This window comes from Candidatus Ichthyocystis hellenicum, from assembly GCF_001460935.1.
Classification (GTDB): Bacteria; Pseudomonadota; Gammaproteobacteria; order Burkholderiales; family 2013Ark19i; genus Ichthyocystis; species Ichthyocystis hellenicum.
The window spans coordinates 2,052,178-2,064,824 of record NZ_LN906597.1 but is presented as its reverse complement, the minus strand read 5'-3'; the positions used below and the strand labels follow the sequence as shown (position 1 = coordinate 2,064,824).

Sequence of the window (12,647 nt, the reverse complement as noted above, 5' to 3'; positions counted from 1 at the left end):
AGAAGAATCTATCATGCTAAGCATAAACAAAGGAAATATAAGACGTTTAAGTTTTATTATTCCAGATAGTGATAATCCTGACTCAGGTAATTTACATTCTTCTGCATAAATAACTGAAGAACATTCACCCGATACTATGCCATCACGGTCACATGTGTCGCCTAAATCACAACCACCTGTTAAGCACCCGCTATTGGCTAAAGCTAACATTTTTTACCTCCACCATTTGCATTTGTACTACGTTTTTATTATATATCATCTACAATACATAGATTATTAACTGTGTATCAATAAAATTAATAATTATCTCAATCACACGTACAAACAATTTATTGCAATTTATATTTTTTTCTCCAATACAAATTGGTATAATTTTCATGAAATTCAGATATTGCGACCTAAAAACATGTTGTCAGGAAATAAAAATATACATAATAATTGTAATTGCTTGATTAAAATTTACAACTTAATTTTGTTATTCTATATTTAAAGTATGAAAAAATATCATTTTCTAATACAAATAGGTGTAAATTTAGACCGTATTTATAATGCAGCAAGACAAAATCATCATAATCATTTCTAGATTGGCATATTTATTAACAAATATAATGATTAAAATTTATGAATTCATATCACAAAAGTTGGAATATTAATTTATTAAAGTACGATAATAATTATTATTAATAAAATTATGAAAGGCATGATAGTGCAATCAATTTGCGAGTATAATTTTTAATTCCAACAACAATATAATCAGATTTGCCAAAAGAAATTATTGTGCTCAATAAAGATAGAAAAACTAAAAACAGATACAATTCTGGATACCAAAATTGTGAAAATTAAGAAACTAGGAAACTAGCGATTATTTTTCAGAAACGTCAGCAACTACCAAAACGACGAACTATTCTAGAGGACACGAGATCTACCGTTAGTACGGCACTCGAAAATATAAAATTACCACAGAGACATACAAACATATATTGTTTGGCAAAAAATTTTCTTAAAATAGGATAAAGAACCATAATTTCATATATACTAGGAATTGTAAGCTTCCTAAAAAATGTCTACATATCTCCATAGAAAGAATAATTCTAAGACAAAACGGCACTGCTTCACCTTAACATAGGCAATTACGTAAAAATAAGATCAGTGAAAATAAGCGTATGTGAAAAAATTAAAAACGTCACACAAGCGTAAAAATTAGCACCATAATCCCATGAGTGATACTTGGTAATTTATTAAAACATAAGATAACAATCCCTACCACTTCCCTAGATCAACAATGACAAATACTACAAACAATACCATATTGTAATTGTCTTATACATCCCGTGTTCTACCACCCTTGTCTGTACAGTCTATTATAAAACTCAAAAAGAACAGGAAGAACCCCAAACATTTCCATGTAGACTACAATGATCAAATAAGCAAGATGAAAATGTTTCCCGTAACCAGAAACAATTGTATCTGCTACAATACCCCCCTGTTGGTATAAAATTACGAAGGACTTGAAAACCAAAAATTAAAACAGACAACTTCAGTTACTTAATTTTCCATTAATACCAGACCTGCAATACCTACGCTTTAATAAATTGAAAACAATAATAAATGAAAACAACAAAACTACTGCGCAAGGCAACAACAACATTACATAGGAATCATCGTCAATACTATCTACCGTAGATGTATTTGATATTGTAGATACATGTTTATTAACACTAGTATCAACTATATAATCGCTAATATTATCACAGTATTTGTTGATCACAATATGATGCCTATAATCATCACCACAGTATTTATAGGAATCTCTGATATTATAAACCGTAGAAAACTCTACTCCTGTTTTAATAATAGAACGACGCAACTCTATCAAACCGATACCTTTAATAAGATGATGAATTCTACTCTTGCAACCCTTTAGATAAAAAAGTCCCGGTGAAAGAGATAAATTAATTAAACACGAACTACTAATAAAATCTGATATATACCGTTTTGCAATACCAAATTTCCTATCACTCGCACCAGAACAGCAATCAGCAGACAATGGCAGAGGCAAAGATGAACCTAAGCCCGAATTACCCAAAGCATCAACTAACAGACTGGTAACATTAATATTCGGCAAATAATAGTTACTAATTGGGCTTAAAGTTTTTTCATTATCAAAGCAAGATTTAGTGTACATTAAAGAGCAAATCTCTAACTTCAGACGACAAAAAGAAGTTCCCAAACGACACCCAAGTGTTTCAGATTTAGGTGAATATTTTTTTGTTTGTCCTATATTTTTCAAATTTGAAGCTGTTATCATTTCTCCTGTATTTTTCTTAAGGTCTATTCTTTTTGGATTTGGTTCTATTAACATGTAGTCATCTTCAATGTATTGACGTTTTAAAGCGCTAGATGTAGGTAATAAATTAGGCTCATCTAATTTATTCAATTTAAATATATCGGGAGGCAACAAATCTTCTTCATGATTATTATCTCGGTATGATGTGTCATGAGCACAAAAATTTAAAAGGTGAGGGTGCTCTCCTTTTGGCATAATTCCTATGCAATGATTAAATCCATGGTTGTTAATTTTGTGCAGGTTTTCATAACATGAATGTTCAGTAGTACTATCATGGGTATCATTTTTAATATCATCAATATTACTACTAGTAAAATTATTGCTCAAATTATATGAATACATATGACAAAACCTGGGTGATAATTTACTTCAAGTCATTATCCCATTGTACACTGGTACTAGTTTTGGCGGAACTAAATTCTATGGAATTGATTACGAATAATCATGTAATCTAAGATTTTATTTAAATATATAAAGTCACGATAATCATAATTTTTTAGTTCTCACTTTTGATTTGTGTTTTTTAACGAATAACCTATTGTATGATATTACAGTTGTTTCAATTAGGTCTGATCCAAGTTTATCAAATATCTCATCCCTTGTTTTTTGATCTGCGGTTTCAATTTTATTGTTTCGTATAGTTAAAATAGGATCACTTATCTTATCTTTAAGGGTAGGAAACTCTTTTTCTACCAATTTTTTTATATAGTTGTATATAGGTAGTTTGCCACAAATTAAATTTCTATTTATAATCCCTCTACCTCTTATTCTTATAATATTTTGTTTTCTAATTTTATCAATCATATCTAAGGAAATTTTATCTACTGATTCACTCAACAAGGGATCATTAATCACTTTTAGGGGTATAGTATCAAATATCATTTTAGCCTTTAGTAGCGATTCATTGTCAACATACATATCATAAAAATTAGAGAAACATCCATTGATAATATCGACATGAGGTACTAATTTGATTGATTCTGAAATTATTTTTGGCATATTTGAAATGTTTGTAATTAATAGGTTTTCCATTTCATTAAGAAATAAATTTTTTCTTTCTTTTTTCATCCATATTTTTTTTGATATTTCTGCTCCTAAAGGTATACAGTACTGTATTAGATCTATTAATGTATTATTGCTACGGTTTTTAATGCTAATGATAACTTTATTACAAAATTCACGCAATTTATCTAAAAACTCTTCATTTAATGCGTAAGATAACCTTAATTCATCTATGGTCATGCCATTAGTTAGTTTTATTTTTGATCTAGTTTCTTCTTCAATCTCTTTCAGAAAAGGGGAAAATGTTTCCAAAATATAATTTTTAACATTGTTATACGTTATAGAAAGATCAATATTGATTTTTTCTTTTTTACTAACAAGATGTTTTATTACAAAGTGATAGTGCTTTGATTTATCTATGAAGGAAGATTTAAAATTATTTTTGTCAATATCAATTCTTGATAAAGCTAATTTGTATATATAGAGAGGTGATATGGGATTATGGTTCCAGTTCAGTTTTTTTTGTGGAATAAGTAGTGGTTTTTTTAATAATGAGGATAGTCTAACATTATCATGAATATTAGTTTCAGAACTTTTTTCATAATTACTTTCTGACATATTATCTTTAATGTTTTTATGAATGGTAAGTTTTTTATGAATTTTGGCAGATACGCTGTACATATCTGATAAAAGGTATTTAGATAGTAATTTTGCTGTATGTTCTCCTGGAAAGAATATCTTTCCCTCATGTAATACCGAGTGAGATTCTACTTCTATAAATATCTTTGTAAGTAAATTATTGAGGAAATTTAAATTAGATATAAATTTATCATCTGGTAGCTTGTTAGAATTAAAAATTAGTTCTAGTTTTCTTATTAATGATTTTTGTAAATGTATATTGTGTATATTTACAAATAATCCATCAGAGATCTCATTTGGATTAAATTTTTTGAGCTCATGGATAATATTATTCGGCAAATTAGATATTGTTTCTATAATTAGTAATTTTGTTGCCGTGCATAATTTATTTCTCTTGCTAATTAGTAAACGTTCAGATGAATCAAAATAAATATGACTTTGAATAATGCTTGAGAAATAATTACTAGGAACTAAATTTATATTTTTTACAGCTTCTTCACAGTTTTTACTTAATTTTTCAAAGAAATGATTATTTGATGCGAAATTATATGCTAAGTTCGATAAAGACATCCCGCCAGTTATCAATACATCTGTAGTGGTTAAGGCATTATTAATGTATGGGGAAATTTTGTCTAAAACATATTTGCGCACATTTGAATATGTTTTGGAGAGATCAAGGGATGACTTTGCGAATCCCCTACTTGTAATATAAGCTCCTAATTCTTCTAATACACTATCCCTAAACCATAAATTATTATCTATACTAATTTTTTTAATGGCACTTTCATATATATTTGATGTATTACCTGCAGAAAGTAAGTTAATTTTACGATACGGTTTTATACCAAATTCTTTTATCATTGTTTTTTGTTCTGATGGATCAGTGTTTCTTGTAACTGATGTTGTCACGTCTTTTGTATAATTTCTCTTCAAGTCAACATTGTCAATTGATTCTCGAGGGTTTGGTATATTTTTACCGAGTAATTTAAGTTTTTTATGAAATTTGGAAGATACGCCATACATGTCTGACAATAGGTACTTAGATAGTTGTTCTACCATAGACTCATCTGGCAAAAAAACCCCGTCGTGAAATATACAAAATTTTCTTACTATATTTGCTATTTTTTCTAGTAACTTATTGAACGAATTTAAATTATCATCAAATCTTTTATTTGCAAATTCAAATTCGTGTCTATTGGGAGTAAATAATAGTTTCATATTTTTTATCGATGATTTTGATACTAATACACCATGTACATCTGAAAACAAATAATTAACAATGTTTTTAGGGTCAATCTTTTCAATTTCGGAAATGATGCTGTTGGGTAAATTGGATACCGTATCTATAATTAATTCCTTTAGATCAGGGATAAATCTATGCTTTTGGGGATGAAATCTAATATCGTGTTTAGTTGACTTTAAGTAACTACTATTATTTAAAATAATGTAACTTTGAAATATATGTGACAAATTATTATTAGGGGTTACTCGTATATCCTTTTTAACTTTTTCGCAAAGATCTCGTAATTTTTTAAAAAACATACCATTTGATATGAAACTTGATCGTAGATCTGAAACAGACATTCTAGGAGTTATCAATATACCAGAATCAACTGTACCATCTTCAAGTAATGAAGATATCTTATCTAAGACATATTTGCGCATGTTTGAATAAGTTTTAGAAAGGTCAATATGAGATTTTAATAAATTTCTTCTTTCAAGAGTTTTACATATTTTTTCTAATACACGACTTTTAAATAATCCGTTAGTATCTATGCCTATTTTTTTAATGGCATCTATGTACACTATTATTGAGTTAGATTTTGTATGCCACAAATTGATGTGATGATAAGACCTTAGCCTTATATTTTTTTTATTCTCATTTTTGTTGATCGATATTTTTTCATGTTCTACTCTTCTTAGGTTTTGTGTTATTGACTGCGGTTCATTGTCAGTTAATGTGTTTTTTTCAGTAGTATGTTTTCTGGAAGTTAAAGTCAAGGCGCTGCAATTTTTTTCTGCATACATGATTTCTCTAACATAACAACGATGTAACTTTGTACGTACCTCTTTTTTAATTATCGGCCACTCTAGTGTTTTAGAGGTAGGTAAATATTTTTTTGTTTGTCCTATATTTTTCGAATTTGAAGCTGTTGTTATCTCTCCTGTATTTTTTTTAAGGTCTATTCTTTTTGGATTTTGTTCTATTAATATGGATTCATCTTCAATGTATTGGCGTTTTAAGGTATTAAATTCATATGGTTGTTTAGATGATAGATTAGGTTCATCTAATTTAGTCAATTTAAATATATCAGGAGGCAATAAATCTTCTTCATTATTATTATCTTGGTATGATGAGTCATGAGTACAAAAACTTAAAATGTGAGGGTCATCATCTTTTGGTATAACTACCATACAATGATTAAATCCATAATTATTACTTTTGTGCTTGTCTTCATAACATACATCTTCAGTAGTGCTATAATGAATATCATTTTTAATATTTTTATTATCATCAATGTTACTACTCGTAAAATTATTACTAAAATGATATGGATACATATGATAAAAACCTAGATGATAATTTACTTCAAGTAAGCCCCCAATTGTATACTGGTAGTAGTTTTGGCGAAAGTAAATTATATGGAGTTGATTACTGATGATAAAAATTATAGTTTTTTATTTCCCGCTTTTGATTTGTATCTTCTAACGAATAATTTATTGTATGATATTATAGCTGTTTCAGTTAGGTCTGATCCAAGTTTATCAAATACCTCATCCATTGTTTTTTGATCTGCGGCTTCAATTTTATTGTTTCGTATGGTTAAAATAGGATCACTTATATTATCTTTAAGAGTAAGTAATTCTTGTTTTACTAATTTTTTTACATAGTTGTATATAGATAATTTACTACAAATTAAATTGCTATTTATAATACTTTTCCTGCTTATTCTTATTATATTTATATTTTGTTTTTTAATTTTATCAATCATATCTAAGGAAATTTTATCTACTGATTCACTCAACAAGGGGTCGTTAATCACTTTTAGGGGTACAGTATCAAATATTAGCTTAGCCTTTAGTAGCGATTTATTGTCGACATAGATATCATAAAAATTAGAGAAACATCCATTGATAATATCGACGTGATGTACTAATTTGATCGAGTCTGCAATTGCTTTTGGCATATTTGAAATGTTTGTAATTAACAGGTTTTCCATTTCATTAAGAAATAAGTTTTTTCTTTCTTTCTTCATCCGTATTTTTTTTGATATTTCTGTTCCTAAAGGTATACAGTACTGTATTAGATCTATTAATGCGTTATTGCTACGATTTTTAATGCTAATGATAACTTTATTACAAAATTCACGTAATCTATCTAAAAACTCTTCATTTGATGCGCAGGATAATCTTAACTCATCTATGGTCATGCCATTAGTTAGTTTTATTTTTGATATTGTTTCTTCTTCAATCTCCTTTAGAAAAGGATAAAATGTTTCCAAAATATAATTTTTGACATTGTTATACGTTATAGAAAGATCAATATTTATTTTTTCTTTTTTACTAATAAGATGTTTTATTACGGAGTAATAGTGCTTTGCTTTATCTATGAAGGAACATTCAAAATCACTTTTGTCAATATCAATTTTTGATAAAGCTAATTTGTATATATAGAGAGGTGATACAGGATCATTGTCCCATTTCAATTTTTTTTGTGGAATAAGTGGTTTTTTTAATAATGATGTTTTCATACTATCATGAATATTAGCTTCAGAACTTTTTTCATAATTACTTTCTGACATATTATCTTTAGTGTGTTTATGAAGGGTAAGCTTTCTATGAATTTTGGTAGGTACTCTGTACATATCTGATAAAATGTATTTAGATAGTGATTTTGCTGTATGTTCTCCTGGAAAAAATATTTTTCCCGCATGTAATATAGGGCAAGATTTCACTTCTATAAATATCTTTGTAAGTAAATCATTTAGAAAATTTAAATTAGATATAAATTTATTGTCTAGCATCTTATTAGAATTAAAAATTAGTTCTAGTTTTCTTATTAATGACTTGTAGTAATGGCGTTTGAATTATTAACTTCTTTTTCATTCTGGGCTAATTTTTTGTCTAAGTTTACATTCCAATCAACAAATCTCTGTACTTCTTTTTTAGCTTGATCCCAATCTGGGTTTTTAACTAAGATCTCAACTTTATTTGACAAGTTAGGTGGGAGCATTGATTGTAGGGCATCTAGGTTTTTATGGAAGTGTGATCTGTAGGCCTGAAGTTTTGTTCTTTCTGCTTGTGCTCTTGATACGGTACCAAATACATTTGTTATTGCACTCGTTGAGTGAAGGTAATGCAATACTGTTCTTCCTATAAAGCTCTGGCCAAAGCTTTCACTCCAAGAGGGTGAGGTGTTTTTTTCTTGAGCTCTTTTTGTATGGCGCAGCTTGCTTTCCAGAGCTGTTATACATTTACTCAGGGTGGTTTCACAGACTTCAGAAGTGGTGTTATGCTGAAGCTTTAGTACTTGATTGACAATAATTGCTAGCTTTTCTAGAGGGCAATTTGTTGCGGTGTTGTCTTCACAAGAATCTATTGCATCCTCTAGTAATCCTTCTCTCAAGGGGGGGTCTAGTGGCAATGTGTCAAGCAGCATATCCAGTAAGATTTTACCCCAATTCCACCAGGCTGTTTCTCTTAACTCATAATATAAATTAGCGTTCATTGCTTCCTGTTTGCAGTTATGTAGTTCTTCTAGGTCACATCCTAGTTCAGGGTTAATCTCTTGATCATCGAAGTTGGTGGTGAGTTTGAGTCCTTGGTTTGTACATTGGTCTTCTAGTGCGGCTACAATTGAAATTACGGCTCTACATGTACGGGCGAAACCTTTGCTTGAGTTTAACTTTTCTTGCTGAGAGATTGTGTTTTGCAAAGATTTGAGTTTGGGCAGTAAGAGCGCGGATGATGTATACACAATAACTTGATTTTTTTCTGATTTTTGATGTCCTAGCTTTACTATAAGGGAGTTCAACTTTTTTGCTAAAACGTAGTTGTTTTTTGATGTTAGTGAAGTGTTAATTTTAAAGAAGGTTTGAGCCAGCATTTTGGGGTTATTGTGAAAGTGGTCGATTATCAGGAGTAAGTTTTGTCTAATATCTAGTGCATTTTTTGCTGCCGCTTTTCTACTATCTCGAAGATTTGATATACCAATCATACAGTGGGTTTTAATTATTTGTGCTAGGTCTTCATTACAAGCTCTGGATGAGATTGTTGTTCTTTTGGCTTGTTCCTCCAGTTCTTCATCAATTTTGTTCCAGTCCGGCGCAAATAATTCGAGGTCTTTACGGGATTCAAAAATTTTTTTGCACAGCTGCTGCTGCTGTTTTATCTGCAGCAATGTTGTATTTCCTTGGTTCCAATCTGTGCTTAGTATGTGATCAAAAAACTCAGAAATATATTCCAAATCAGCTAAATGAGGAAATAGAAAATCTCTCTGTTGTGCTAGATGTATGTCAATCTGATATGTTTTTTTGTAAGCCTTGAGTAATATTAGTTCCTTTCTCTTTTGGGGGCTTGTTGACATCATTTTTAGTTGGTTAATTTTGGTTTGGAGTTCTTCTGATATCAGCATGGAAGAAGGGAAGGTGCTAGAGTTAAGATTATTATCATATCTGTTTTTGGTGAAGAGTAGTTTCCCCGCTCGTAATTCTTTGGGGGATAAGTTTATCTTTCGTCGGTTGAGATAAGTTTGTTTTGTGCGTGGCATTATTACGGAAAATGGCAAATTGTTTGAATTACAATTAGTGTAATGTAAGCTTCTAGTGAAGGTTTGTTTCTCAATTCGGTAAGGTCTTTTCTTGTTTTCTGGTACTGTTTCTTCAGGGTATATATTTTCTAACACGGACTTAGATTTTTCTTTGGGCAATTGATGACCAAATTCGGCGGTATCGGAGTTGATCAGATAAGTATCGGTAATCACGGATGTATCGGAGAGGCTAAGGGAAGCAGTAAGTTGCAAACATGAGTAAATCATATGCCACTACACTAGTATAAATCATAAACCAGCGGGAGCAAAGGGATTTATTTAGTTGTAAAGAGGTTAAATAAATATAATGAAACCATAAATTATGCGTTTGTAATAAAGATAATATTTTGGTCCCGGGTTATTTTCCCTTGTCTGAGGGTGATGATACGGCAGTTAAATAGATAATGTAAAATGGTATTTTGTTTGGCAATGCTTATCCATAGCAAGGCAAGTTCTGTTGCCGCTAAATACTCCTTTTATTTCTTTGGCAGCACCAGATATGCTATTGCTATATTTGTCTTAAATGTTTTGCGGCAGCGGCCTCGAACAGTTTGTTTCATGCCTGCGGTTTTTGTATTATATCAGTCTAACGCAAGTTGGATTTATTTTTTCTGATACTCGTTTTCCTGCTAAGGAACATTACTTTTACTTAACTGTAGTTTGTTGTGACTGTTAGGAAGCCAATTTTTTCTTGTCTTCTATTTTTTACTCAATTAAATTGCAGGCATTGTTGATGATTTTCTCCTGTTGGCGTATATTTAAATAAAATTCTATTCCAGGTTATTTATAATACTTATAAGGAAATTACTTAACAGAAATATAGAGCCCCCTTTCATTGAAAACATAGATTATTAGCTATAATTTTATGTGGTGAGGTGTGTTTGTAGCAGAGATGTTATCTATTGCTTGATTAACTGCTGTAGGAAAAAATTTTACCTAGTATTTGTACCTAGAGATAAAGGTGATTCACATAGTAAGTACTTGTTCCAATATATGTTACTTGATCAGCTAATCTTATTTTTTATCTTTCCTCTATCCAAATAAGACATTGTTGTTCTGAAGGCATAGTTAATATTACAGATGGTCTTTAAGCAAAAAATTATCTAGATGAAAATTAACAAAGGTCTGGTTTGTGCGCGCACAATAAAAAATGATACACACATATTATTTAATGCCAGTTAAATGTAGAATTAAGTAGCATAGAGGTGAGCATTGCTGCTGTACCATGTGCCTTTGGGTATATTTTTGTTTCTGTGAACTTACAGTGTTTGCTTTGGTATGGGTATTTTTTCTTATATTTTTTCTAAAGTTTTTTCGGAGGTCAATGAGTCTCACGAATATCTGGTGGAGACTGATCAAGAATGGAAAGAGTTTAATTCTGTTAAGTTAGGCACATCCGAGCCCCCGAAAGAAAATACAGGTAATCCTTTGACGGAGATGTATAAGGCTAACCGTAGGCAAAGAAGGTCTCAGGATGAGTTGAATTCATTGGGTGATGTTAGGTTCTCAACGGCATCCAGCATGTTGGCTACTATGAGCAGTATAGTGCCGGGATGGGGTGACTTTAGTTCTATTACGGGAAGTGGCGACTGTACCAGTGTTATCAAAGTTTTGGAGCATCAATTATCTAAAATCACTGTAACATCGGCTCGTATTCATGTCTCACCTCAACATCATAAATCTAGTGTTATCCACTCTGCTATAAATGATATATTTTCACAGAGGATGATTTCCGCGCCACCGTTGGTAGCAAATGAGACGGGAATAGTTAGAAATGAAACTGCACTAAAAAATATTGAAGTTAGGATTAATCTATCTCAGTTAGTGATGATTAGGGAGAGATTGTGTCCGATGAACGTTACTCTGGAGCAAGATTGTTTCAATAGACCAGATGTTCTTGAACTTTTTCTAGCACAAGATATTGCTCCGTTTGTTTTGTCAGAAGTAGTGTGTGATGAGGTGCTGTCATCCATTGAGGTTGTTACTGCTATAGGGAGTTCAAGTAGAAAGAGATACCTGGAAAATTGCAAAAATCCTGAGCATAATTTTGCCTTTTCTGGGGCGAAATCTGCGTCCACAAAAAATAAAGTTAGACGATATCGGCCTGTCAACATTGCTCTTGTGTCTGATGGAGTAAATACTACCGAATCAACCCCCCTTCCAGGCATTACTGTTACTTCTGCCAAATGTTTTCGTCAGTATGGAGATCTGTTGGGTAATTTCTGCCGCGATGAGACCCATAACACAGAAAGTGTGATTTGTAAGGAAAATTTACCTAAGAACTTGCGTGAATGTGTAGAGGGAAGCCGAGTAGGTTACCAACTTGGACAGTTGGCTCCTGGATCAAAGGTTATGGATCTGAGGGCAGTTTTTTACCAAACAACGAGAGGCAAATCTATGGTTCGGCAATTGTCCGAGACTAATGTTTTGGCTTCTATCAATGCTGTTTTAGAGCAGTCTTCCGATGATAGACCTTCTTCAATTTATATTGTTGCGCCTTTAGAGCAAATGACAGAATGTTACTTCAATACTCCTGCTATGGCTCGAGCTGTGCAACAGGCAAGGAGGGAGGGGATAAAGATCTTTGGGCAGGTTCCCACTTTTGGTATGAATATGTTTCCTCTAGGAGTTAGAGAGGTTATTTCTATTGAAGAAGCACTGGAAGTTGAAACTAGTTTGGGCTTTACTACAACAACAGAAATTGCAACTACAGGTGTTTCTATAACCACTGAAGCCCAAACAACAGAACCTACTATTGCATCTACTGAAGGAGCAACTACAGTAAAAGTTACTACTGCCTCTACGGAAATTGCTACTACAACTGCAGATGTTCCTACAACTACGGAATCT

The 12,647-nt window shown here is 31.4% G+C and carries 6 protein-coding genes; 1 reads left to right on the top strand and 5 read right to left on the bottom strand.

What is annotated here, in order from left to right:
* From Arg41_RS08235 to Arg41_RS07460, 5 genes are all read right to left on the bottom strand, one after another.
* The coding region (locus tag Arg41_RS08235) for a hypothetical protein (protein WP_172792689.1) at window positions 1-210 on the bottom strand (210 nt) is incomplete at its 3' end.
* Window positions 211-1,537: 1,327 nt separating this feature from the next.
* Complete coding sequence (locus Arg41_RS07475) at window positions 1,538-2,689, bottom strand: hypothetical protein (RefSeq protein WP_092490717.1); 1,152 nt, start codon at window positions 2,687-2,689, stop codon at window positions 1,538-1,540.
* Between the two features lie 144 nt (window positions 2,690-2,833).
* Window positions 2,834-6,550 carry a hypothetical protein gene (locus Arg41_RS07470; protein WP_092490716.1) on the bottom strand — a complete coding sequence of 1,239 codons (3,717 nt, stop codon included), beginning with the start codon at window positions 6,548-6,550 and terminating at the stop codon, window positions 2,834-2,836.
* A 107-nt stretch (window positions 6,551-6,657) separates the two neighbouring features.
* On the bottom strand, window positions 6,658-7,944 hold the full coding sequence (locus tag Arg41_RS07465; RefSeq protein ID WP_157722333.1) for a hypothetical protein: 1,287 nt from the start codon (window positions 7,942-7,944) through the stop codon (window positions 6,658-6,660).
* A 104-nt stretch (window positions 7,945-8,048) separates the two neighbouring features.
* Window positions 8,049-10,025, bottom strand: a complete 1,977-nt coding sequence (locus Arg41_RS07460) for a hypothetical protein (protein ID WP_092490714.1) — start codon at window positions 10,023-10,025, stop codon at window positions 8,049-8,051.
* Between the two features lie 1,050 nt (window positions 10,026-11,075).
* On the opposite strand from Arg41_RS07460, the gene Arg41_RS07455 reads away from it, so the two are divergent.
* The coding region (locus Arg41_RS07455; RefSeq protein ID WP_242641424.1) for a hypothetical protein at window positions 11,076-12,647 on the top strand (1,572 nt) is incomplete at its 3' end.